This window comes from Pseudenhygromyxa sp. WMMC2535 (genome assembly GCF_011083025.2).
Genome location: NZ_JABJWV010000001.1, coordinates 2,554,438 through 2,577,264 on the forward strand (window position 1 = coordinate 2,554,438; position 22,827 = coordinate 2,577,264).

General features: G+C 69.7%; 19 protein-coding genes. 9 read left to right on the forward strand and 10 right to left on the reverse strand.

Going from position 1 to position 22,827, the window contains the following annotated elements:
* Positions 1 to 147 precede the first annotated feature (147 nt).
* Positions 148 to 3,174 carry a serine/threonine-protein kinase gene (locus G6O69_RS09735; protein WP_176396742.1) on the reverse strand — a complete coding sequence of 1,009 codons (3,027 nt, stop codon included), beginning with the start codon at positions 3,172 to 3,174 and terminating at the stop codon, positions 148 to 150.
* On the opposite strand from G6O69_RS09735, the gene grxD reads away from it, so the two are divergent.
* Complete coding sequence (gene grxD, locus G6O69_RS09740) at positions 3,092 to 4,039, forward strand: Grx4 family monothiol glutaredoxin (RefSeq protein WP_172303243.1); 948 nt, start codon at positions 3,092 to 3,094, stop codon at positions 4,037 to 4,039. The two genes, G6O69_RS09735 and grxD, sit on opposite strands and share 83 nt — an antisense overlap.
* A gap of 77 nt (positions 4,040 to 4,116) precedes the next feature.
* Here grxD and G6O69_RS09745 read toward each other — a convergent pair whose 3' ends face one another.
* From G6O69_RS09745 to G6O69_RS09775, 7 genes are all read right to left on the reverse strand, one after another.
* Complete coding sequence (locus tag G6O69_RS09745; protein ID WP_172303244.1) at positions 4,117 to 4,479, reverse strand: antibiotic biosynthesis monooxygenase; 363 nt, start codon at positions 4,477 to 4,479, stop codon at positions 4,117 to 4,119.
* Between the two features lie 46 nt (positions 4,480 to 4,525).
* Positions 4,526 to 5,587 (reverse strand): hypothetical protein, encoded by a 1,062-nt coding sequence (locus tag G6O69_RS09750; RefSeq protein ID WP_172303245.1) that lies wholly within the window; start codon positions 5,585 to 5,587, stop codon positions 4,526 to 4,528.
* Positions 5,580 to 6,353 carry an RNA polymerase sigma factor gene (locus tag G6O69_RS09755; protein WP_255215752.1) on the reverse strand — a complete coding sequence of 258 codons (774 nt, stop codon included), beginning with the start codon at positions 6,351 to 6,353 and terminating at the stop codon, positions 5,580 to 5,582. Before G6O69_RS09755 ends, G6O69_RS09750 begins: the two co-directional genes overlap by 8 nt.
* Before the next feature lie 206 nt (positions 6,354 to 6,559).
* Positions 6,560 to 7,438, reverse strand: a complete 879-nt coding sequence (gene mutM / locus G6O69_RS09760) for a bifunctional DNA-formamidopyrimidine glycosylase/DNA-(apurinic or apyrimidinic site) lyase (protein WP_176396743.1) — start codon at positions 7,436 to 7,438, stop codon at positions 6,560 to 6,562.
* Positions 7,425 to 8,387, reverse strand: coding sequence for a 16S rRNA (adenine(1518)-N(6)/adenine(1519)-N(6))-dimethyltransferase RsmA (gene rsmA / locus G6O69_RS09765; protein ID WP_172303247.1), 963 nt, complete (start codon positions 8,385 to 8,387; stop codon positions 7,425 to 7,427). The genes mutM and rsmA overlap by 14 nt, the downstream gene beginning before the upstream one ends.
* Complete coding sequence (gene tsaD / locus G6O69_RS09770) at positions 8,384 to 9,469, reverse strand: tRNA (adenosine(37)-N6)-threonylcarbamoyltransferase complex transferase subunit TsaD (protein WP_172303248.1); 1,086 nt, start codon at positions 9,467 to 9,469, stop codon at positions 8,384 to 8,386. Before tsaD ends, rsmA begins: the two co-directional genes overlap by 4 nt.
* The gene (locus tag G6O69_RS09775) at positions 9,466 to 12,594 is read right to left on the reverse strand and encodes a DUF4388 domain-containing protein (RefSeq protein WP_172303249.1); all 3,129 of its coding nucleotides are present in this window, start codon (positions 12,592 to 12,594) and stop codon (positions 9,466 to 9,468) included. The genes tsaD and G6O69_RS09775 overlap by 4 nt, the downstream gene beginning before the upstream one ends.
* Before the next feature lie 272 nt (positions 12,595 to 12,866).
* Here G6O69_RS09775 and G6O69_RS41530 point away from each other — a divergent pair, with 272 nt between their 5' ends.
* Both G6O69_RS41530 and G6O69_RS40005 read left to right on the forward strand, forming a co-directional pair.
* Complete coding sequence (locus G6O69_RS41530; protein WP_172303250.1) at positions 12,867 to 13,991, forward strand: rhomboid family intramembrane serine protease; 1,125 nt, start codon at positions 12,867 to 12,869, stop codon at positions 13,989 to 13,991.
* Positions 13,992 to 15,298: 1,307 nt separating this feature from the next.
* Positions 15,299 to 15,427: a hypothetical protein gene (locus G6O69_RS40005; RefSeq protein WP_255215753.1), complete on the forward strand. Its 129-nt coding sequence runs from the start codon at positions 15,299 to 15,301 to the stop codon at positions 15,425 to 15,427.
* A gap of 860 nt (positions 15,428 to 16,287) precedes the next feature.
* On the opposite strand, the gene G6O69_RS09785 is transcribed toward G6O69_RS40005, so the two are convergent.
* Entirely contained in the window at positions 16,288 to 16,905 is a 618-nt protein-coding gene (locus G6O69_RS09785) for an RsmG family class I SAM-dependent methyltransferase (protein ID WP_172303251.1), read from the reverse strand.
* Positions 16,906 to 16,951: 46 nt separating this feature from the next.
* On the opposite strand from G6O69_RS09785, the gene G6O69_RS09790 reads away from it, so the two are divergent.
* The 4 genes from G6O69_RS09790 to G6O69_RS09805 are packed head-to-tail and all read left to right on the forward strand — an operon-like array spanning position 16,952 to position 20,829.
* Positions 16,952 to 18,154 (forward strand): pyridoxal phosphate-dependent aminotransferase family protein, encoded by a 1,203-nt coding sequence (locus G6O69_RS09790; protein ID WP_172303252.1) that lies wholly within the window; start codon positions 16,952 to 16,954, stop codon positions 18,152 to 18,154.
* Positions 18,151 to 18,969: a dethiobiotin synthase gene (bioD, locus tag G6O69_RS09795; RefSeq protein ID WP_172303253.1), complete on the forward strand. Its 819-nt coding sequence runs from the start codon at positions 18,151 to 18,153 to the stop codon at positions 18,967 to 18,969. The genes G6O69_RS09790 and bioD overlap by 4 nt, the downstream gene beginning before the upstream one ends.
* Positions 18,970 to 18,982: 13 nt before the next feature.
* Positions 18,983 to 20,044 (forward strand): hypothetical protein, encoded by a 1,062-nt coding sequence (locus tag G6O69_RS09800; protein WP_172303254.1) that lies wholly within the window; start codon positions 18,983 to 18,985, stop codon positions 20,042 to 20,044.
* Positions 20,041 to 20,829 carry a thiamine phosphate synthase gene (locus tag G6O69_RS09805; RefSeq protein ID WP_172303255.1) on the forward strand — a complete coding sequence of 263 codons (789 nt, stop codon included), beginning with the start codon at positions 20,041 to 20,043 and terminating at the stop codon, positions 20,827 to 20,829. Before G6O69_RS09800 ends, G6O69_RS09805 begins: the two co-directional genes overlap by 4 nt.
* Here G6O69_RS09805 and G6O69_RS09810 read toward each other — a convergent pair.
* Positions 20,762 to 21,322 (reverse strand): HNH endonuclease, encoded by a 561-nt coding sequence (locus tag G6O69_RS09810; RefSeq protein WP_255216198.1) that lies wholly within the window; start codon positions 21,320 to 21,322, stop codon positions 20,762 to 20,764. The two genes, G6O69_RS09805 and G6O69_RS09810, sit on opposite strands and share 68 nt — an antisense overlap.
* A gap of 98 nt (positions 21,323 to 21,420) precedes the next feature.
* Here G6O69_RS09810 and G6O69_RS09815 point away from each other — a divergent pair, with 98 nt between their 5' ends.
* Positions 21,421 to 22,158: a site-2 protease family protein gene (locus G6O69_RS09815; RefSeq protein ID WP_172303257.1), complete on the forward strand. Its 738-nt coding sequence runs from the start codon at positions 21,421 to 21,423 to the stop codon at positions 22,156 to 22,158.
* A gap of 135 nt (positions 22,159 to 22,293) precedes the next feature.
* A complete protein-coding gene (locus tag G6O69_RS09820) occupies positions 22,294 to 22,626 on the forward strand; it encodes a hypothetical protein (protein ID WP_172303258.1) in 333 nt (110 codons plus the stop codon).
* Positions 22,627 to 22,827: the final 201 nt, after the last annotated feature.

Below are 22,827 nucleotides of genomic sequence, written 5' to 3' on the forward strand. Positions count from 1 at the left end.
AAATCTGGCGTGGTTTGGTTGTCTGAGTCATCAGCTGGCTGGTTCTCGCCCTCTACACTACCCCGCCACCAATCCCCGCAGTCAGCGACCTGTCTGAGCGCGAAGGGTCCCCTGGTGGCCCCTGCGCCTGCCCCGTCGTCGAGAACCTCAAAGCGCCTCGATCCAAGCCTCGACCTCTTCGCGCTCGCCTCGGTAGGCGTCACCCGCCTCGCGGTAGTGCTCGCGGGCCTCCTCCGCGAGGCCTCGCGCTCGCTCCCGGGCGGCGTCGGCCTCGGCGGCGGGAGCCTTGGCGGTCGAGGCGATGAGGGCTTGGGCGAGGGCAAAGGCGGTCTCGGCCTGGGCGTCGGGCGAGTCCTTGCGGCCCTTGCGAGCAGCCGCGGCCTGCTCGAGGAGATCGAGGGCGCTCTTGGTCTTGCCCAGGGCGAGGCGGACGCGGCCGAGGCCGGTCATGGTCATGGTCACGCTGGGGTGCTCGGGGCCGAGGTGCTCGCGCTTGATCTCGAGGGAGCGGGCGAAGGTGGCCTCGGCCTCGTCGTCGTCGCCGAGCAGGCGCTGGGCCTCACCGAGGTTGTGGAGGTTGAGCGCGACGCTCGGGTGATCGGAGCCGAGGTTGGCCTCGCGGATGCGCACGGCCTGTTGGTAGTGATCCGCGGCCTGGCGAAAATAGGGGCGGGCGCGGGCGCGGTCGGTCCAGGCGAGGTGGCGGCCTTGCTCGAGCAGGCTGTTGCCGATGTTGTTGTGGGAGGCGGCGGTGTAGGGATGATCCGCGCCCAGCTGGGCCTCGAAGATCTCGAGGGCACGGCGCGCGTGGGCCTCGGCCTTGTCGTGCTGGCCCTGCGCGGTGAGGGCGTTGGCGATGTTGGTCAGCGAGATCGCAACCTCGGGGTGGTCCGCGCCCAGCTGGGCCTCGCGGATCTCGAGGGCGCGGCGGTGATACTCGCCGGCGCTTTGGTTATCGCCGCGGGCCATGGCCAGCGAGCCGTAGTGAAGGTCGAAGTCGGCCTCGAGCAAGGGGGCGTCGCCGAGGCGATCGAGGGCCGCGCGGGCGTCGGCGGCGAGGATCTCTCCGGTGTCGAGATCGTGCTCCAAAAAGGAGACGCGCATGAGCTGGGTCAGGGCCTGGACCCGGGTCGCGTCGTCGCCGGCGACGTCGGCCCGGCGCAGGGCCTCGCGCAGGGTCTGCTTGGCGGCGTCGAGGTCACGGCGCTTGGTCTGGAGGTCACCGAGCAAGAGCAAGGCCCTGCCCTCGCCGTGGGCGGTGCCGATCTCCCGGGCGAGCGCGAGGGCTTTCTCGGCGATCTCCAGGCCCTCGTCGTACTTGGCCAGGGCCTTGCGGCCGTTGGCGTTGGCGAGCAGACGCTCGAGCTGGCCGACGCGGGCGTCGTCGACGGGGCTGTCGAGCAGGGCCTCCGCCTTGGCGCAAGCCTCGATCCGGCTGAGGCTGCCCGCGGCGACGACGGCACGCGAGACGACGTCCGGGTCGGCGTCGACGAGCAGGCCGGTGAGCTGCTCGAGCTCCGTGAGCCGCTGGCCGAGGCAGACCATCTTGCGACCGACGAGCTCGGGGCTCTCTTCTTTGCGGACCACGGAGGCCTCGCAGACCTCGCGGTGCATGTCGACCCAGTCCTCGGCGTAGTCGTCGAGCAGGCGGGCCGTGCCCTGCCAGGCGTTCTCGGCGTAGGGGGCCTTGGTCGCCAGGAACGAGCGCTCGACCTTGGCGCGGGTGTCGTCGTCCCAGACGCCCTCTAGCTCCCGCTCTCCCCCCTCGCAGGGGCCAGGGCCCTGGCTGCGCACGAAGCCCCAGCCCAGCCCGGCGACCACCGCGAGCGCGCCGACGCTGGCGAGCGCGACCCGGCGCCGGCGCTTGCGTGGGTCGTCGGCCAGGGCGGCGAGCAGGCTGTCCATGTTCGGCCAGCGCTCGCCAGCGTCGACGGCGAGGCCGCGCTCGAGGGCGCGCCGGACATGCTGCGGTACGGCGGCGCTCTCGGGCTCGCTGAGGTCACCGCGGACCACCGCGCCGGCGAGCTCCCGCGGCGTCTTGCCCAGGTAGGGGCGCTGGCCGTAGAGCTTCTCCCAGAGCGCGACGCAAAACGCGAATTGATCGCTGCGCGCGTCGGCCCGCTGACCGAGGTGCTGCTCCGGCGCCATGTAGGCCGGCGTGCCGAGGATCGCCCCGGTCCGCGTCAACGGTGCGCTCAGCGAGTCCGTGGAGTCGAGCACGCCCTTGCCGCTCGCGGAGGCCTCGGTCTTCGACGCTGCGCTCGCGCTGCCCTTGGCCATGCTCGACGCGGAGCGCTTTTGCGTGTCCGCCTCTGCGTCGACCTCCTCGTCGATGCCGCGGGCCAGGCCAAAGTCCAGCACGCGGACCCGGCCGTCCTTGCCGACCAGGGCGTTGTCGGGCTTGAAGTCGCGGTGGATCAGGCCCGCCGCGTGAGCGGCCGCGAGCCCGCGCCCCGCCTGGCTGAACATGTCGAGGATCTCGGCGACGCGGGCCTCCGCCTCGGGCTCCCAGTCGCGCAGGGTCTGGCCCTCGACGAACTCCATCGCGACGTAGACCTGCCCGCGGAAGGTGTCGAACTCGAACACCTGGACCACGTTGGGGTGCGAGAGCTTGGCCAGCGCCTGGGCCTCGCGGGTCATGCGAGCGTGGTGGGCCTGCTCCTCGTCGACGCCGCGCAGCAGCTTGATCGCGATCTTGCGGTCGAGCTGGGTGTCGTAGGCCGAGTAGACCACGCCCATGCCGCCGGCGCCGAGGCGGGCGAGGATCGTGTAGCGACCGATGCGGACCGGATCCGCCGCGGCACCAAACAGGCGCGCGGCCACGGCGTTGCGCATGTGCTCGGCGTCGATCGCCGCGACGCGGACAGGCGCGGCCGGGCGCAGCAGATCATCGGCGACGCCGTCGAGCTCGACGCGCTGATCCTCGCCCATGTCGCCCATGTCGCCCATGTCGAGCTCCCGCGACGCCTCCGAGCCACCCTCGTCCTCGCTCCTGTCGCTCGCCCGCGCCACCTTTGGAGCATGGACCATCGGCGCGCCCGGGACCAGCGCCGCTCGACGGCACCTGGCGCCGAGGCTATGGTCTCCGCCAATGAGCGAGCACAGCGAAGTCGACCAGGCCACGCGCGAGAAGATCGAGGCCTCGATCCGCGAGCAGCGGGTCGTGCTGTTCATGAAGGGTAATCGGCGTGCTCCTCAGTGCGGCTTCTCGGCCGCGGTGGTCGAGCTGCTCGACGAGTGGCTCGACGACTACGCCACCGTCGACGTGCTCGCCGACGCGGACATGCGCGAGGCCATCAAGCGCTACTCCGAGTGGCCGACGATCCCCCAGCTCTACGTCGACGGTGAGTTCGTCGGCGGCGCGGACATCCTGCGCGAGCTCGACGAGCAGGCCGAGCTCGCGGCGGCCCTGGGCGTGGCCGACCAGCCCCCGCCCTCGCCCGAGGTGACGATCACCGAGCTCGCCGCCGAGCAGATCCGTGCGGCCTTCAGCGGCGACGAGGTCGAGCCCGAAGACGAGCTGCGCCTGACCATCGACGCCCGCTATCACAACGACCTCGCTATCGGGCCGCGGCGCCCCGGCGACGTCGCGGTGACCAGCCAGGGCCTGAGCTTGCTCTTCGACCGCCGCAGCGCGCGACGGGCCAACGGCCTGGTCATCGACTTCGTGCAAAACGAGCAGGGCGCGGGCTTCAAGATCGAGAACCCCAACGCCCCGGCGAGCGTCCGCGAGCTCTCGGCCAAGGAGCTCGCGGCGCGCATGGCCAGCGATCCCAAGCTGCGCGTGCTCGACGTGCGCACCGCCCAAGAGCACGCCCAGGCCGACATCGCAGGCTCGACCCTGCTCGACAGCGAGCACCTCGAGGCGGTCGAGGCCCTGGCCAAGGACACGCCCCTGGTGCTCTTTTGCCACCACGGCGTGCGCAGCCGCAGGGCGGCGGAGTACTTCGTGGATCAGGGCTTTCGCGAGGTCTACAACCTCACGGGGGGGATCGACGCGTGGTCCCTCGAGGTCGACCCCGCGGTCCCACGCTATTGAGTCATTGGGCTATTGGGTCATTGGTCTATTGGGTCATTGGGCTATCGGGCAACTCGGCCCGCGCCCACTCGAGACTCTCAGCCCTCGAGCTCGAGGTCGGTCGAGGTGAAGACCTCGTGGACCACCAGCTCGTTGGGGCCGGCGAACATGTCCTTGGGCGGGCGGTTGCGGTGGGCCTCGGCGAAGGACTCGCTGCGCGTCCACGCCTCGAAGTCCTCGAAGCTGCGCCACCAGGTCTTGACCTCGTAGTAGCCCTGCGCCTCGTCATCGGGCTGCCACTTGCCCTGCTCTCGGTCGAAGCGCATCGGCTTGGGGCGGTGGACCTCGTTGCGCACGAAGCCGGGGTGCTTGTCGACGAGGTGCACGCGCTTGCGGAAGCGATCTTCGAAGTCGATCTCATGGCCTTGGGCGACGGGGATGCGGTTGGTGACGACGATCATGACGCCGTCGACGGTAGCCGATCCTCGACGCCGCAGCCCACGCGGATCACAGCGCGTCTTCGAGGTCCGGCGCGGCGCTCTTCTTGCTCCTCGACTTGCCCGACTTGCTGGGGAGCGGCTGCTCGTCGCGCTGCGTGTCGATCCACGCCTGGACCGCGGGGTTGTCGGCGCGTGCCTCGTCGTACCAAGTCTGGGCCTCGGCGTCGCGATCTTGCTGCTCGAGGCACAGGCCGACGCCCGCCTTGGCCTGCGCCACCGCCTGGCTGATCGCGCTGGCCGAGATCACCCGTTTGTAGAGCTCGTTGGCCCGGGTGCAGCGCCCGGAGAGCCGGGCTCGATCCGCCTCGGTGAGCAGGTCCCAGGCCTCGTTCTTGCTCAGCGGCGTGGGAGCCGGCTCGGCCGGGAGCTCGGCGACCGCCTTGGACTTGGTCGAGGGTCGGCGCTCGTTGGCCTTGGCCTCGACCTTCTCGTCGCCACCGTCATCGCTGTCGCTGTCGAGCGTCGCGGCGCCGCTGCTCGCGTCGTCCTCGCTGGCCGCGGCAGCTTCGCTCGCACCCGCGTCCTCGCCCTTCGATCCTGCGGCGCCCTCGGACTCGCCGATGGGCTCGACGGCGCTCGACGCCGGCTCGGCGGAGCGCTCCTCGGCCTTGCTCGCGGGGCGCTCCTCGACTCCATCGGCATCGGCGTCGGCGTCGGCGTCGGCCAGCTTCGCGGCGTCCTCGGTGAGCAGGTCGTCGGTCGACTCGCGCTGCGGCTCCAGCATCCACAGCACCGCGGCCGCGGTCCCGGCGAGGGCGGCTGCGGGCAGCAAGGTCCCGCGCCAGCGCTCCCAAAAACGTCGCCACGGACCCTCACCGACGGCGCCCTCTTCGACGCCGAGGCTCGGCCGGCTGACCTCGCGGGCCTCGGCGAGCACGTCGAGGAGCGCGGTCTCGCTGGGCTCCTCTTGGGGGAAGGCCTCACGACACAGCGCGAGCACGTCTTGGTACTCGGACAGGCGCCCGGTCAGCGCCGGCGAGAGCTCGAGCGACTCGAGCTCGTCGAGATCTTCGAGCAGCTCGAGGGCGTCCTCGAGCTCGTCGAGCTCTCGTGGTTGGAATTCAGCCACCTGCCGATGCCTTCTTGGGGTTCGCCTTTGGCCGCGCGCGCGCGAGCTCGCGGGGGTCGATGTCGCTGAGCTCCCCGCGGAGCTTCTCCAGAGCGTAGCGCATCCGGCTCTTGACCGTGTTCTCCGGCGCGCCGACGGCGTCGCCGATCTGCTTGAAGGACAGCCCGCCGAACTGGCGCATGATGAAGACCTCGCGCTGGTCGTCGGGCAGGGTCTCGATCGCCGCGGCCACGCGCGCGCGGATCGAGTCGGCCTGGGAGGCGGCGTCGGTCGGGACCTGCTCGGCGGCGGTCACGTCGAGGACGCTCAGCCCACCTTCGCCCCCGCGACCGCGACGCTTGACCTCGAGGGGCGCGGTCCGGCGAAATTTCTGGCGCCGGCTCTCGTCGACACAGAGGTTGCGAGCGATGGTGTAGACCCAGGTCGTGAAGCGAGCCGTCCGCTGGTAGCGATCCTTGGCTCGGATCACCCGCAAGAACACCTCTTGCAGCAGCTCTTCAGCGCGCGAGGGGTTGTGGACGCTGCGCAGCAAGAAGTTGTAGAGGCCGCGCTTGTGACGAGCGACGAGCTCTTCGAAGGCCGCCGCGTCGCCCTCGCGAAAGGCGAGCATCAGCTCTTCGTCGGCGGGTCCGGCGTTCGAGCCGGCGCCCTGGTCCTGGTCACCCATCAGCCTCGATCCAACGCTGGGTTGAATTTGCTTGGCGCCGGCCGGGCGAAGCAAGTCCGTGACCGAGGCGTGGTTCCAGGCGAGCGTGGCGGTTCCCATCAGCACACCTCAACGGACGGCGCGGCGTCTCGACGCCGGTCGAGGCCAGGTGAGAGCGAGAAATCTCGGCGTCGCTGACGCCTGGTGCTTTTGGGGCCGTAGCGCACGGGTGCGGCAAGACAACGCCGCGCTGCACTCGAGGATCTTCAGTTTCCACCACGCGCAGGCCTTTCATAGCTCACTGGCCACCCGGCTTGCCAGCGAGCTCACTTGCGCGGGGCCGGTTGACAGCGTGTGCAGTAGACGCCGCTTCGGCCCTGGCTCACGAAATCGCGCAATTTTCGGGAGCAGCGTGGGCAGGGCTGGCCAGCGCGGCCATAGACGCGCAGATCGTCCTGGTTGCGGCCGACTTCGCCCACGACGTTTCGAAAGTCCTTGAGCGTGGTCCCGCCGTTCTCGACGCCGCGGCGGAGCACGAGTTGGAGCGCGTCGGCGAGCTTCAGCCACGCCTGCGAGGACAGGCCCGCGGCGGGGCGCAGGGGGTTGAGCTTGGCCTCGAAGCAGGCCTCGACGGCGTAGATGTTGCCGATGCCCGCGACCGCGCGCTGATCCAAGAGCGCGTCCCGGAGCGCGCGCTTGCTGCGACCGAGGGCGGCCTCGAGCACGGCGCCGTCGAAGCTGCGCGAGAGCGGCTCGGGGCCCAAGCTCGCGACGGGGTCACTTTGATAGATCGCCTCGCGCGGGCCGGCCCGCACCCCACCGAAGCGGCGGGGATCCACGAAGCGCAGCTGTCGACCGTCCTCGAAGTCGAGGATCAGGTGGGTGTGCGCGACGATCGGCTGCTCGGGACGCGCGACGCCGCAGCGCCCCGACATGCCCAGGTGGATCAGCAACACGAGGGCCTCCTCGTCCTCGCCGCTCATGTCCCACAGCAGGTACTTCCCGCGGCGACGCACCGGGCCCGGGGTCGCGCGGAGCAGGCAGCCGAGGTTCTCTTTGGACCGCAGCCAGTTGGCCCCGGTGCGCAGCTGATGCTCGGAGCGCCAGATCTCGCGCACCGGCTCACGCAGGCGCGCGCGGACCAGGCCGCGGCGGACGGACTCGACTTCGGGCAGCTCCGGCATGGCGCGCTCAGCCTCGCTCACCCTGATCGGGATCGGGCTCGTGCTCGGGCTCAGGCTCGGCGCTCAGCTCGGGCTCTTCGCTCGCGCTCTTTGCCGGCGCGCTGGCCTCTCGGGCGCGCTGGAGGGCCGCGAACTCGGCGGGGCCGAGGCGCTCGGGACGAATCTTGGGGTCGAGGCCTGCGCTGGCGATCCACGCCTGGGCGAGCGCTCGGTTGGCCCCGGGCACGGCGAGCAGCGCGTTGGCCAGGGTCTTGCGGCGACGCTGGAAGCAGGACCGAACCAGGACCAGGTAGCCGCTCTCGTCGGCGACCTCGCCCAGCGCGGCCGGTCGCGGATCCAGGCGGACCACCGCCGAGTCGACGCGCGGCGGCGGCAGGAAGCAGCCGCGCGAGACGGCGCAGACCCGGCGGATCCGGCGGACCCGAGACAGGGCCGCCGTGACCCCGCCGTAGCGCTTGTTGCCCGGCTCGGCGCACAGGCGATCGGCGACCTCGCGCTGGACCATGACGATCCACGGGCCCAGGGCCTCGCCGTGCTCGAGCAGCGCGAAGAGCAGCGCGCCGGTGATCTGATAGGGGAGGTTCCCGACCACCGGCGGCGGCGGGCGCTCGGGATCCGCCGCGCGCAGCTCGGCCGCCAGGGCGCTGTAGTCGAAGCGCACGGCGTCGGCCTCGTGGAGGTGAAAGCCAGGCAGCTCGCCGAGCTCGGTGCGGAGCACCGCGCACAGATCTCGGTCGCGCTCGATGGCGTCGACCTTCGCTCCGGTCGCGAGCAGGTGGGCCGTCAAGGTGCCCAGGCCCGCGCCGATCTCGATCACCGCGACGCCCGGGCGCGCGCCCGCGGCCGCGGTGATCTGCAGGTGGATCTCCCGCGCGTGGAGGAAATTTTGGCCCCAGCTCTTGCGCGGGGCCATGTCGTGGCGGCGCAGGAGCTCGCCCGGAGAAGGGATCGCGCGCAGATCGAGGGTCACGAGGCACCTTCCAAAACCGGAGCCAGGCGCGGGTCGTCGATCGCCACGCTCGAGTCGACGTCGACGACGGCCGGCCAGCCCCGCGCGTGGCGAGCTCCGCCAGCGGCGGCGATCATCGCCGCGTTATCGCCACAGTAGCGAAGCGGCGCGGTCACGAAGGACCCGATCTCACCGGCCTTCGCCGCGTCCTCGAAGGCGCCGCGCAGGCCGCTGTTGGCCGCGACGCCGCCGACCACGTGCACGCGCTCGCAGCCGTGAGCCCTGGCCGCGGCGCAGGTCTTGGCGACAAGGACCTCGACCACCGCGGCCTGGAAGGACGCGCAGAGATCCAGCAGGCCCTGGCGCGAGTCTGGCTGGCCGTTGCGCTCGAGGTGCACGGCGACCGCGGTCTTGAGCCCGGAAAAGGAGAAGTCGAAATTCGGCCGGTCGAGCATGGCCCTGGGGAAGCGGACGGCCTCGGGGTCGCCCTGCTTGGCGAGGCGATCGATGATCGGCCCGCCGGGGTAGCGCAGCCCGAGGAGCTTGGCGACCTTGTCGAAGGCCTCGCCCGCGGCGTCGTCTCGGGTCGCGCCGACGAGGGTGTAGTCGCCGAGCCCGCCCACGCGGACGAGTTCGGTGTGGCCGCCGGAGACCAGCAGCGCGAGGTGAGGCGGCAGCGCCAGCGCGTCGGAGTCGGTGTCAGCTTGAGCTTCAGCTTCGGCTTCGGCTTCGCGCAGCAGCGGCGAGAACAGGTGGCCCTCCATGTGGTGGACGCCGTAGAGCGGCAGGCCGGTGGCCAGCGCGAGGCCGCGGGCCGCCTGCACACCGACGAGCAGCGCCCCGACGAGGCCCGGGCTATCGGTGACCGCGATCGCGTCGAGCTGCTCGCCGAGCCGCGCGAAGTCCAGGCCGGCCTCGTCGACCGCCGCGCGGATCACCGGGACGAGCGCGTCGAGGTGGTGGCGGCTGGCGAGCTCCGGGACCACGCCGCCGAAGCGCGCGTGGACGTCGATCTGCGAGGCGACCACGCTGCTGCGCACGCGCAGACCGTCGACGACGGCGCACGCGGTCTCGTCGCATGAGGACTCGAGGGCGAGGATCACTGCTTCAGCTCGCGCTCGAGCGCTCGCACGCGGGTCTTGGCCACGTTCGCGTAGCGCCCTTCGGGCTCGAGTTCGAGGTAGTTCTCGTAGGCACCGAGCGCGCCTTCTTTGTCGCCGGTCGCCTCGAGCAAGCCCGCGAGGCTGTTGAAGGCCGCGGCGTACTCGGGATCCGAGAGCGTCGCCCGACGGGCCGCGATCACGGCCTCCTCGAGCTTGCTTTCTTCGGCGAGGACCGATGCCCGCAGCGCCAAGGTCGGCGCGTGGTTGGGGGCGACCTCGAGGATCTCGTCGATCAGCTTGGCCGCCTCACCCTTGTTGCGAAACTGCTTGAAGTAGCGCTCCGCGGACTCGTACTTGTCCTCGACCTCGGCGAGGGTCTCGGGGCCGAGGTCTCCGGCGCCCTCGCTCTCGCTGGTCGCCGCGGTGTCCGAGCTGGACTCGTCACTCGTCCCCGCCTCTTCGGTGGCCTCGGTCTCGCCCTCGGTGGCGCCCAGCGGATCCCCAGCGCTGGCGCCCAGCGGATCCGGGGCGCCGTCATCGGGCTTTCCCGGCTGGATCGGATCTTCCGCCTCCTTCTCGGACGCATCGCTCGCGTCCTCGCCGGCGCCTTCGCTGCCGGCTTCTTCGCCACCGCCAAAGATCGCCCCGCGAGCGAAGAAGAGCACCGCGGCCACGACGACCGCGCCGATGCCGATCCACAGGCCCACGCCGGGGCCCGAGCGAAGCTCGGCGTCGAGGTCGATCGTGGGCGCCATCACCTTCGAGCCGGGGTCCGTCTCGTCCGCGGGGTCGGTGACCTCGTCTTCGAAGCCCGCGTGCTCGGGCTCGCCATCGACCGCCTCGAGATCGTCCTCGGCGTCCTCGTCGACCTCCGTGGGCTCGAGGCTCGACTCGGGCTTGGCCTCGACGGCTCGCTCTCGCGCGGGCTCGGCCACGCGGACCTGAACCGGCGCGAACTCGTCGTCTCCACCGCCGCCGCCGATCTCCCCGTGGGTCTCGCTGCGCTCCGTGGAGTCGATCGCCCACGCGCGCTCGTCACTGGTCGAGGCCGACGCCGGGCCCTCGTTGGCCGCGGGCTCGGGCTCGGGCTTTGGCGCGGGCTTGGCGAAGTCGAGGCCGAGCTCCGAGAGGCTCGGCGGAGGCTTGCCCCAGCCCGGCTCGGTGCGAGGCGCCGGCGTGGCGAGGCGGCGTGGCTCCGGCTTGGCCATGCCCTCGCCCCCGCGGGCGCTCGGCGAGGCCAGACCCTGGCCCTCGTCTCCCGCGGCGAGGCGCTGCTCTTGGGGCAGCTCTTGGGGCAGCTGCTCGGCCTGAACGCTGGCGACGATCCCCAGCTTGGCGGGGTCCGTCCACCCGGGGCCGTCGTCGTCGTCGTCGTCATCGTCGCCCGAGACCACGACCGGAGCCGGACGCGGGGCGATGAACATCGACTCGGTCTGGCTGCGCTCGCGGCTGCGACGCTCGGCCAGGGCGACGGCCTCCTCGACCGAGGTCGGCGTCGGCTCGCCCGCGGCGGTCTCGCCCGCGTCCTCATCCTCGTCCTCGTCCTCGTCGTCATCGCTGCGGACGACGGGGCTGGGCACGGGGCTGAGGGTGAGCGGACCCGAGCCCTCGCTGTCGCGGCGGTCGAGCTCGGCCTGCACGCGCTCGCGGGCGGCGTCCTCTTGCTCCCGGCGCTTGCGCGCGGCCTCGGCGACGCGCTCCGCCGGATCCAGGGGCTCGGTGTGATGCTCGACGTCGATGTCGTCGTCGTCGGCCGCGTCGACGATCGCCGCGAGCTTGTTGGTCAGCGCCGTGACCCCCGAGGCCCCCGGGTCGACCTTGGGCATCGGCGGCACGCCGGTCTCGAGCGCCGAGAAGCTCTCGGCGAGATCGCGGGAGACCGGATCGTCCTCGTCTTGATCGAGGCTGGGATCGTGCAGCGGGGTCAGCCCCTCGCCGAGGGTCGGCGTCTCGTCGGGCAGGCCCGCGACCAGACCATCGCTGCTCTCGGCCGCGCTCGTGGTCTCCGCCGGATAGCTCGGCATCGGCGGGACCTCGCCCGGGATCGCGTGCGGCCCCGACTCGGGCGTGACCTTGGCCGGCTGGAAGAACTCCAGGGCCGAGGGCGCCGTGGGCATGTCCCAATCTTCGAGGCGCAGCGCCGTGTGGCTGTCGCCAAGCTGCACGTCCTCGACCTCGTCGGTGCCGGCCGTCAGCAGACCCTGAAAGTAGAGCGTCGAGATCGCCTCGAGGGCCTCGAGGTCGTCCTTGCCGGTCTCGTCGACGACCTCGATGATCGTCCGCCGACCGTCGAAGCGGCGCAGGACCTCCTCGAGGTCCGGGCCGAGCATGTCGTCGGGCAGCTCCGAGAGCGCGTTGCGATCGACGGAGAGCACCTCGTCGAGGGCCGGCAGCTGCTCGAGCAGGCGCCCCCACTCGTCGACGCGGCGCATGCCCTCCATGAGCAGGCCCTGGGTCGACTCCTTGATCACCGCGTTGCGGGTGATCGGCTTGAACTCCACGGCGAAGCCGCCCTCGGTCAGGCTGAGCAGACGATAGACGGCCTGCTCGGCCTGGAGGCGGCCCATCTCCGCGTCGATGATCGCCCCGTCACGAAACCATATGGTGGCTTCGCCGAGATCGGTCTCGAAGGAGATGGTCCCGCTCTTGCGCGAGATCTCGATGGTCTGGAACAGGTCGACCACCGCCATGTCGGCGAGGTCCCCCGTGAACTTGGTGCGCGCCGCGTTCTTGGCCTCGAGCTTCTCTCGCTGCTTGCGCTGCATCAGCATGCGCAGCCGCGTGGTCACCTCTTTGATGTAGATCGGCTTGACGAGGTAGTCCTCGACGCCGAGCTCGAGGCCGCGGACCTTGTCCTCGATCGCCTTGGCCGAGGTCAGGAACACGAAGGGGATCTGCGCCCACTTGGAGTTCTTCTTGACCTCGGTGCAAAAGGCGAAGCCGTCGCTGCCAGGCAGGCGCGTGTCCGAGATGATCAGGTCGGGCTCGCCGTGCTCCAGCACCAGCAGGGCCTGCTCGAGGTCCTCGGCCGTCGTCACCGAAAAGCCAGCCTTGCGCAGGCTGACCTCGAGCACCCGGCGGCTTCGGGTGTCCCCGTCGACGAGCAGTAGATTCTGCCTGGGCACCTTAGGCCTGACTCCTCGCAGGAGAGGCTAGCGAGCGAGCGAGCGCCGCGGACGCGGCGTCAGGCTTGTGGCGCGTGTGCTCGGCCGGGGTTGAGTGCATCGCTCGGGGCCTCGCTCGGCCCTGGGACTGGACCGAAGCAAACGCGCGCACAATAGCAACCCGCGCAGGACGCCCGCAAGGCAGGGTCCTGCGCCCTCCCCGGCCGTCGAGCTCACCCGCGAAGATGCCGCGATCTTCGCTCGCAGGCGGACTTTGAGGCACAGTCCGCCTGGTGAGCTCCACCGATGCAGGCGCAGAGGCCTCGGGCCTGCTCGCGCACAAGGCGACGTCTGCACTCATTGCACTTTGCATTGTAGTGTTCGTCGGCCTCGTCGTCGCGGCGGGAATTCGCGCGTCTGCCTCGGGTGAGCTCGGCGCGACCCTCCTCCACAGCCTGTGGCAGCTCGACGACCGCGAGCTCTTGCTGCGCTGGGGTGCCCTGGCGCCCGCGAGGATCTGGCTGGACGGGGACTGGTGGCGGCTGCTGACAGCAGGCTTGCTCCATGGCTCCTGGCTGCACCTGGCCCTCAACATGTCGGGCCTGTGGGTCGTCGGTCAGTGGGTCGAGCGCGCCTGGGGCCCTTGGCGGATGCTGCTGCTGTTCACGCTCTCGAGCGTGGGCGGCTGCCTGGCGTCACTGGCGTGGGCGGAGGCGCCGCTGGTCGTGGGCGCGTCCGCGGGCATCTTTGGCATCGCAGGCGCGCTCGTGGTGGGCCGGGCCTGGGGGCGCGAGGCGATCCAGGACGCGCTCGAGCCAATCTCTGCGGCCCGGCTGGCGGGTTGGCTGGCGTTTTGGCTGGTGCTCGGGTTTGGGCTGCCGCTGCTGGGGGTCTCGGTGCTCGCTCAGGCGGGGCATCTCGGCGGCCTGGCAGTGGGTGCAGCTTTGGGTTGGGCGAGCTCTCGACCAGAGAAACAACGTTTATTTGGCTATGGAGCCTGGGGATTGACCGTTTGCGCGCTATCCGCGGCCGCATTTCATGGTGCGACGCCGCGAGCTCGCTTCAACGACGATCTCTTCATCGCGCTGGACCTGTTGGAGCGTGGCCGCGGTGATGAGGCTGTGCCGCATCTCGAGTCGCTGCTGGACCGGGAACCGGATGATCCGAGCCTGGCGAATGACGTCGCGTATTTTCTGGCGCTGGAGGGGGTGGAGTTGACGTGGGCGGAGGAGCTCGTGGGGGTGGCGATTGCGGATGATCCAGAGAATGCGAACTATCTGGATACGCTGGGATGGATTCAGTGTCGGCTGGGGCTTGGGGAGGTGGGGCTCGAGACTTTGGGGGAGGCTCGGGAGTTGGGGGCGGGGATCGAGGAGGTTGGGGAGCACATCATGCTTTGTGGGGTGGTGGGGGATTAGGGTGTTTCACGTGGAGCGTCGTTGACTTCGTTCGGTGCTGGCGTTGGTCTTTTTTTGGAGTCTGTGAGTCCGGGCTTTTGGGCTTTTCTGCCTTGGTTTTGGTCGGTCTCTTGGGCTTTGGCGGGGAGTTCGGGAGACGACGGTACAGGCGCACGGGCCAGCAGGGGACCCTTCCCGCTCAGACAGGTCGCTGACTTCGGTCCGAGGTAGCGCGGGCTGGCGTCCCTGTTGGGGTGTGTAGCCGCTTCGACAGGTGCCGGTCGTACGCGAAACTCGCGGGAAGGGTCCCCTGCTGTCCCTTTTGTGCGCCTCTTTCATCGAGGGCTGGCTCCGCCTCGTCGGGCTGAGAAGGTCAACTTCGCAGCTCTTCGAGGTCTGCGGTGGTCTCTTGGGTTTTTGGCGGGGAGTTCGGGAGACGACGGTACAGGCGCACGGGCCAGCAGGGGACCCTTCCCGCTCAGACAGGTCGCTGACTTCGGTCCGAAGTGGTGCGGGCTGGCGTCCCTGTTGGGGTGTGTAGGCGCTTCGAGAGGTGAGAAGGTCAACTTCGCAGCTCCTCGAGGTCTGCGGTGGTCCTCTGGTCTCTTGGGTTTTTGGCGGGGAGTTCGGGAGACGACGGTACAGGCGCACGGGCCAGCAGGGGACCCTTCCCGCTCAGACAGGTCGCTGACTTCGGTCCGAAGTGGCGCGGGCTGGCGTCCCTGTTGGGGTGTGTAGGCGCTTCGAGAGGTGCCGGTCGTACGCGAAACTCGCGGGAAGGGTCCCCTGCTGTCCCTTTTGTGCGCCTCTTTCATCGAGGTCTGGCTCCTCCTCCGAGAGGTGGAGGGCTGCATTTGTTTGGTGGGGGTGATGCTGTTCCACGTGGAACCTTGGGCGTTTGGGGTCAGATCCACCCCAGGAACTGATCCCACTAGGACTCGAGAGCGGCTTGGGTCGAGAACGTGCCAAGCAACTCGGCTCCGCAGCGCTCCTCTGAAACTCCGCGCTCCAGTCCGAACGCATGCGCCAGGCCGCGGCGGTCGCGGGCGACTTCATCAGATTTGAGCAGAGCAACACTTCTCGTACGGGGTCGCTCTCTGGCCCCAAACGCTTCCGAGGGAAACCTGCTCTTCAGAGTCTCCTTCAAGAGGGCGTCTCCCTCTTGGGAGAGCCTGGGCCGGCTCCTTCTAGCTCGGGAGGTCGTCTTTCTAGTTGGGGCCTCGTCCTTCTGGCTGGGAGGCTCCTTGCAGAGCTAGAGCTGCTTCGAGAGACCCGGAGCTCCTTGTGCGGAGACTTCCTCAGGAACGGGAGCCTGGAGGCCGTTCCACGTGGAACAACCAGATCGAGACCTCCTCCGACTCGAGACCGCTAGTTCCGCCAAGGATCTTCGATACGACCTGGCCAAGAAGAGCTGTCGACGTTCTCTGGCCAAGCCCAGAAAGCCAGAGCTCCTATGAAAGGCATCACCGGCGCCCCGAAGTCGCGGCAGCCGGACTGTGGCCCAGCCGATCCCTAGAAAACCAGAAGCACTGGCTCTCACTGGCCGCTCCTCGAGATGCTCCGCGAACAGACCACGCTGAAGGTCTGCCTCTCAGCTCACCCCGCAGGAAAGAACTCGCAGGGGCAGAACAAGCCCAGCAAGCACCATCCTCCCCGCCAAGACCCGAGGCGGAGAGACTCGCCGAGAAAGAGGCGCACAAAAGGGACAGCAGGGGACCCTTCCCGCGAGTTTCGCGTACAACCGGCACCTCTCGAAGCGCCTACACACCCCAACAGGGACGCCAGCCCGCGCCACTTCGGACCGAAGTCAGCGACCTGTCTGAGCGGGAAGGGTCCCCTGCTGGCCCGTGCGCCTGTACCGTCGTCTCTCGAACTCCCTGCCAAAACCCAAGAGACCAGAGGACCCACCGCAGACCTCGAAGAGCTACGAAGCTGATCCCCTCACCCCAACGAGGCGGAGCCAGACCTCGATGAAAGAGGCGCACAAAAGGGACAGCAGGGGACCCTTCCCGCGAGTTTCGCGTACGTCCGACACCTCTCGAAGCGGCTACACACATCAACGAAGACGCCCGCCCGCACCACTTCGGACCGAAGTCAGCGACCTGTCTGAGCGGGAAGGGTCCCCTGCTGGCCCGTGCGCCTGTACCGTCGTCTCTCGAACTCCCTGCCAAAAAACCCAAGGAACACCAGCCCGCGCTACCTCGGACCGAAGTCAGCGACCTTTCTGAGCGGGAGGGGCCCCCTGCTGGCCCCCAAAGACCAAGAGAACGACCAAGTAGCCAGCCCTCAAAGACTCGAGCGTTCCACGTGGAACACCTCAAACACGTCCCCCCACCAAACTCCACTTCCCCCGCTCAATCCTCCCAAGCTCATCCACCCCCAAAGGCGCCAGATCCCCAACCCGAAGATGAAGATAGAGCACCCCACCATCAGCCAACCAAGGCCGCCCCTCCTCGACCCAGCGCTCGGGAGAAAACACCGCCCGAGCGCTCGCCGCATCGAAGCTCCGCTCGAGGCGATCTCCACCAATCGATATCCACCGCCCCGCATCGATCCGTCCGCGACAGACCCCGCAGTCTCGGCGCCCCAGCTTCGCCAGCCCGAGCTCCAACACGGAGGCCCGCTTCGCCCGCGGCTCGACCAGGGTGAAGGTCAGCTCCGGCAAAACTGCGGCCAGCACCAAACCAGGAAAGCCACCCCCGCTACCGACATCCAGCCAGCGCCCCTGCTGCCCGAGCTGACGCGCGAGCGCGGCGAGCTGCAAAGCCTCGATCACATGCACGTCGAGGTCCTCGTCCTCCAAGCTCGCCGTGAGGTTCGACGCGCGTCCGCGGAATTTCAGAAAGTTCTTTAATTTCAATACTTTATCACACTCATACGGCTCCAATTGGAGCCCCATTTCGCCCGCAGCTTCGAAGATCCGCTCTCCGCTCACGGGCGGCATCTTGCCATGGAAGCGTCGGCCGGCTTGGATTGGGGCCGTGACTCGACGCCTGCCTCCCACCGCGCCAGGCAACCTCCGCCTCGAAGCTCGCCTCGCGCAGGAAGCTCGGCAGGAGGCCGAGCGTGGGCTCGTGCGTCGCTGCCCGCCCATCGAGGATCGCCACGGGATGCGATACCGCCTCGACGGCCGCGAGGTCGTGAGCTTTTGCAGCAACGACTACCTGGGTATCGCCGGCGAGGCGCTCTCGCTCGATCAGGGCGGCGCAAAACGTCGTTCTGAACCAGGCAAGAGCGCCGTCGCCGGGTGTCGGACGATCACGGCTGGCACCGCGGCCTCCCGCCTGGTCTGCGGCGACCTCCCGGAGCACCGCGCCCTCGAGCGGCGCTTTGCGAGCTTCATCGGCATGGAGGACGCGGTCCTCTTCCCCAGCGGCTTTCAAGCCAACGCCAGCGTGCCCGCCAGCCTGCTGCGCCCAGGCGACGCGGTGTACAGCGACGTCCTCAATCACGCGAGCTTGATCGACGGCCTGCGCCTGTCCCCGGGCGAACGCAAGATCATCGAGCATCTCCAGCGACCCCAAGATCCCGATGGCTGGTGGTTTTGCGAGTCGGTGTTCTCCATGGACGGCGACGGGCCGGCCATCGCCGCGCTCGAGGCCCACCTCGCGGAGGGTGGCAAGCTCTATCTGGATGAGGCCCACGCCCTGGGTCTCTACACCGGGGGTCGCGGCCGGGCGGCCTCGCTGACGCGCGAGCCCACGGTGCTGATCGCCCCCCTGGGCAAGGCCATGGGCTGCGCCGGCGCCTTCGTCTGCGCCTCGCGCCTCGTCTGCGACTGGATCCGCGGCCATGCTCGCGGCTTCGTGTTCTCCACGGGCGTCTCCCCCGTGCTCGTGCAGACCATCGACGCCGCCCTCGATCGCATCGCCGGCCGCGAAGGAGACGAGCGGCGCGCGGCGCTGTGGCGCAAGGTCGAGCGCTTCCGGGCTCGCCTCAGCGCGGGAGGGATCGCGCTCGACGGCCACCTGCCGCACCCGATCCACCCGATCTTGATCGGCCCAAACGAGCGCGCGTCGAGCTCGTCCGCGCGCTTGCTCGAGCGAGGCTGGCACGTCCAGGCGATCCGCCCGCCCACCGTGCCCGAGGGCAGCGCGCGGCTGCGGGTCACCTTGAGCGCCGCCCACGAAGACGCCGAGATCGACGGCTTCGCGGATGACCTGATCCAGGAGCTGAAGCGATGAGCGCCCAGGCTCCGACGCGCATCTTCTTGATCGGCACCGACACCAACGCCGGCAAGACCATGGTCGCCTGCGCCCTGCTGCGCGCCGCGGCGCGAGCTGGGATCACGGCGGTGCCCTTCAAGCCCGCCGAGTCTGGCCCCGAGGGCGAGCGCAGCGACCACGCCCGGCTGCTCGCGGCCTCGATCCTCGAGCCAAGCGAGCGCGACGATCTCTCGCCTTTGCGCTGGCCGCAGCCGATCGCCCCGGGCATGGCCGACGATCCGCGCCCCTTCCTCGGCCAGGGCGTCAGTCGCTCCGACCCCGAGGCGCTGATCGGGCGCGCGCGCTGGGCCCTGGCGACCCTCGAGCAGCGCCACCACGCGCGCTTGTCGATCATCGAGGGCGCCGGCGGGTTGATGGTGCCGATGCCCGGCGGCACCTGGCTCGACCAGTGGATCACGGCCCTGCGCGCCCGCCCGCTGATCATCGCGCGCGCTGGCCTGGGCACCATCAACCACACCTTGCTGACCGTCGAGGCCCTGCGCGCCCGCGGCCTCGATCCTCTGGGCTTCATCTTCACCCAGCTGCTCCCGCGCAGCGACCCCTCGCGCGACCACAACGCCGCCGTGATCGAGACCCGCGGCGCGCTGCCCTGCCTGGGCAGCCTGCCCTTCTTGGGCCGCCCCCCGGTCCTCCCCGAAGACGACACCTGGCTGGCCGCCGACTTTTGGTCCCGGCTGCTCCCCTGGATGGCCCCCCAGGCCGCCACCCGAGCCGAGGCGCAGCCCCCTGGCGAGCCCGACCCCAGCCCAGACGGCCCGGAGCGCCCAGGCTGAGTATAACTACCCGGTGCAGCTGCTCCGGCCCGCCCTGCTCTCCTTCGCCCTGTCCGCGCTGATCTTCGGCGCCGGCTGTCACGGCTTCGACCCGCCCTACTCCCCCGCTCAAAAGCCGGCCGTCGAGGACCTCATGGCCGCGACCGCGCCGACCCTCGAGGCCCTCCAGATCCCCCGCGCCAAGGTCCGCCGCGGCGGCGGTCCGGCGGCCACCTTGATGCTGGTCGCCCAATCCCCCGAGCGCTTCGCCGGCACCGTTCAAGTCTCCGGCAACGAGCTCGTCTCCCTCGCCGTCAACGAAGACGAGTACGGCCTGCGCTGGCTCGGCGGCCGCGACGAAGAGGACGCCTCCCTGGCCCCCGGCTACTACTCGGGCCCGCCCTCGCGCTGCGCCGTCGAGACCCTCCTGGGCGTCGACCTCGAGCCCGACGCCTTCGTCTCGCTGCTCCTCGGCGGCGCCCCGCTGATCGACGGGCCCTACGAAGTCAGCGACCGCCGCTGGGATCGCAAGCTCGGCCGCGAGCTGCTGATCATCGAGAGCGATCGCTACCGCCAGGAGCTGCGCTTCGCCTGGGCCGAGGGCCGGTGGTTCTTCGCTGGCGCGAGCACCTGGCGCCTGTCTGCGGGCGGCGAGCCCGCCTGGCTGTGGACCATCAGCCACGAGTCCATGCACCTCGTGGGCGGCGAGCTCATCCCCGAAAAGACCCAGCTGCGTCGCCCCAAGCACCGCGGCCGCGGCGAGTTCGTCATCAACGTCTCCTATCTCAAGCAGGTCCCCAACCCCGCCGGCCTCGCCACCCAGGGCCCCGCAGATCCGCCGCGCGAGCTCACCGATGACAGCGCTGGCGACGACCCGGACGAGCCCGACAACGCCGGCGACAGCTGGGACGAGTGGGGCGACGAAGACGAGGGCGGCTGGGAAGAGGCCGACGGCTCGGGTCCCGCCGATCCCGATCCCGATCCCGATCCCGGCACCGCGCCCAAACCAGCTCCCGAGCGGGAGATCCCCCCAGCTTTTCGCGGCAACCCCACGGGCCTCACCCCTCGGGGAGACCTCTGCGCGGGCCGGCCATGAGCGCGCCGATCTCGGGCCTCTACGCCATCCTCGACTGGCCGCAGCCCCACGGCCTCGCCCCCGAGCTCGCCGCCGCCGCCATGATCCGCGGCGGCGCCCGCATCCTCCAGCTCAGGGCCAAGCACGCCGACACCAGCGAGCGCCTCGACCTCCTCACTCGCCTCGCCCCGGTCTGCGCCGAGGCCCGGGTCCCGCTGATCGTCAACGACGACCTCGACCTCGCCCTGCGCCTCGCACCGATCCAGCCCCCCGGAACCCCGCCACCTCCCGCCGCCTCCCCTGCTGCCAGCGTCGCCGGCATCCACCTCGGCCAGACCGACCTCCAGCGCCTCACCGAGCGCGGCGAGCTCTCCCAGCTCCGCGCTCGCACCCGAGCCGCCGGCCTCCTCCTCGGCCTCTCCACCCACGACCTCGCACAAGTCGACGCCGCCATCGCCCTCGTCCCCGACTACCTCGGCTTCGGCCCCGTCTTCCCCACCCACTCCAAACAAGACCCCGACCCCACCGTCGGCCTCGCCACCCTCACCCAGGCCGTCACCCGCGCCGCCCCTCTCCCCCTCGTCGCCATCGGCGGCATCGACCTCGAGCGCGTCCCCGCTGTCGTCCACACCGAGGTCGCCGCCATCGCCATGATCAGCGCCCTCGTTGCCCCGAGCCCCGACGAGATCGAAGCCCAGACCCGGCACATCGCCTCCGCCATCGCCCCCGAGCATCCCCTCAATGCCGAGGCAACCAATCTCGCCAACAAGCCGGCACCTCCTCCAACCCCAACGCCGCCCGACTAGGCGGCACCCACCGCGGCCGCCGAGGCTCCACATCCAAGCGCATGTTCGCCTCTCCCGGCGTCCGCCCCCCCTTGTGCAGATTACAGGGCGAGCAAGCCGTCACCACATTCTCCCAGCTCGTCGGCCCCCCACGATGCCGCGGCATCACATGGTCCAAAGTCAGCTCGCGTCGCGTCAGCCGCTGCTTGCAATATTGACAGGTATAGCGATCCCGAAGGTGCACCCCTTCACGCGAGAAGCGGATCACATATTGCTGCGGCCGATAGGGCCCGAGCAGCCGCACCACCGCCGGCGCCGCGTACTCACGATCGACCGTGTAGATCGGTCGCTCGTGCGCCGCCACCATCTCCACCTTGCCCAAGAAGCTCATGCAGATCGCCCGTCGCCAGGAGATCACGCGCAGCGGCTGGTAGCCCTGATCGAGCAAGAGCGTATCTCTGATGCCCGACCGCGGCACCGGCCGCTCGATTCTCGAACCTTTTGAAGTCTCCATCACGAACGCCGGCGACTCTAGCACGTCGCGCCAAAAACGCCTGTCACGAGTTCTCGACGAGTTCGGGAAAGGCCCCCATCCGCTGCTAAGCTACTTGGGTGCTCCTGGCCGAACCCCCCAGCACCGCCTTCGATCTTCACTTCTCCATCGGAAAGATCCCGGTGCGCATCCACCCCCTGTTTTGGCTGATCGCCATCGGCTTTGGCGCCATCGCCGTCCGCGGGGCTGGGATCAACATGCTCCTGGGCATGGCTCTATGGGCCGCCGCCGTGTTCGTCTCGATCCTCGTCCATGAGCTCGGCCACGCGCTCATGGCCCGGGCCTTCGGCTGGCCGCCCCGAATCGTGCTCTATGGCATGGGGGGTCTCGCAATCTACAGCCCCGGCCGCCAGCAGACCCGCAAGTCACGGATCCTCATCGACTTCGCGGGCCCCGGCGCGGGCTTCCTGCTCGGCGCGCTGATCCTCGGCACCGTGCTCGTCTCGGGACACAGCGTTCAGCTCCCCGGCTTGCCCGTACACATCGGCAACGGCCCCAGCTTCACCGCCGGCGCGGGCCGCCTCGAGCTCTTCGTGCTCTTCATGCTCTACGTCAACATCTTCTGGGGGCTGCTCAACCTCGCGCCGGTCCAGCCCCTCGATGGAGGCGGCATCGCCAAGGCGATCATCGAGAAGTACCGGCCGCGGGACGCCTGGTCGATCGCCCTCAAGCTCGGCATCGGCACGGCCGTCACCCTCGCCGCCGTCGGCCTGTTCCTGTGGCAGAGCGTGTTCCTCGCGCTGATGTTCGGGATGCTCGCCTACAACAACTGGCAGATGCTCCAGCAGGTCCGCTGAGCCTGTCGGACACATGGTGTCCGGGCTCACCCGAGCGTGATGTAGGTGTCTGGGGGGTCGCATGCGCCGAAATCGGCGCGTATTCTCGCGCCTTCAACGAGACGCGAGTCTCCTTACCCCCGAAGCCTCAAAATCATGAAGATCACCAAGCTCCTTTCGACCAGCCTGCTCGCCCTCGCCCTCGTCATGCCCTTCGCTGGCTGCAGCAAAGACGGCCCCGATGATGACGAGAGCAGCTCCGACTCGGCGGCCGACGCCACCGAGGGCGGCGCTACCGACATCGACTGCAACACGATGTGCGAGGCCTACACGACCCAGTGCATCCAAGGTCAGGGCTCGACCGAGTTCCAGACCAACGACGAGTGCATCGCGGCCTGCGGCGACTGGGACCAAGAGGGGATCAACTGCCGCTTCTCGCAGATCCCCGACGCCTGCGATCAGGCTGGCAACATGGGCGACGCCTGCTGAGCCCGCTCGTTCGATCGAGCTTTGCGAGCGCCCGGTCAGGTCCCCCCTGGCCGGGCGTTTTTGCGTGTTCGAGGCGCACTTTCTGCCGGCCTGCGCCGCTTCGTGTTCGCGCCGTTTCAGCCCTGGCCACCGGGCGAACGCTCGCTGAAACGTGGCGCTCCAAACTCGCCCTCTCGACCGCCCGAGCCCCAAAAAACGAGT

Bases quoted from the DNA above. Each gene is read 5' to 3' on its own strand.
- grxD (WP_172303243.1), top strand. From the start codon at position 3,092: ATGAGCGAGCACAGCGAAGTCGACCAGGCCACGCGCGAGAAGATCGAG.
- G6O69_RS09735 (WP_176396742.1), bottom strand. From the start codon at position 3,174: ATGAACAGCACGACCCGCTGCTCGCGGATCGAGGCCTCGATCTTCTCG.
- G6O69_RS09745 (WP_172303244.1), bottom strand. From the start codon at position 4,479: ATGATCGTCGTCACCAACCGCATCCCCGTCGCCCAAGGCCATGAGATC.
- G6O69_RS09755 (WP_255215752.1), bottom strand. From the start codon at position 6,353: ATGGGAACCGCCACGCTCGCCTGGAACCACGCCTCGGTCACGGACTTG.
- bioD (WP_172303253.1), top strand. From the start codon at position 18,151: ATGAGCGCCCAGGCTCCGACGCGCATCTTCTTGATCGGCACCGACACC.
- G6O69_RS09805 (WP_172303255.1), top strand. From the start codon at position 20,041: ATGAGCGCGCCGATCTCGGGCCTCTACGCCATCCTCGACTGGCCGCAG.
- G6O69_RS09810 (WP_255216198.1), bottom strand. From the start codon at position 21,322: ATGGAGACTTCAAAAGGTTCGAGAATCGAGCGGCCGGTGCCGCGGTCG.
- G6O69_RS09820 (WP_172303258.1), top strand. From the start codon at position 22,294: ATGAAGATCACCAAGCTCCTTTCGACCAGCCTGCTCGCCCTCGCCCTC.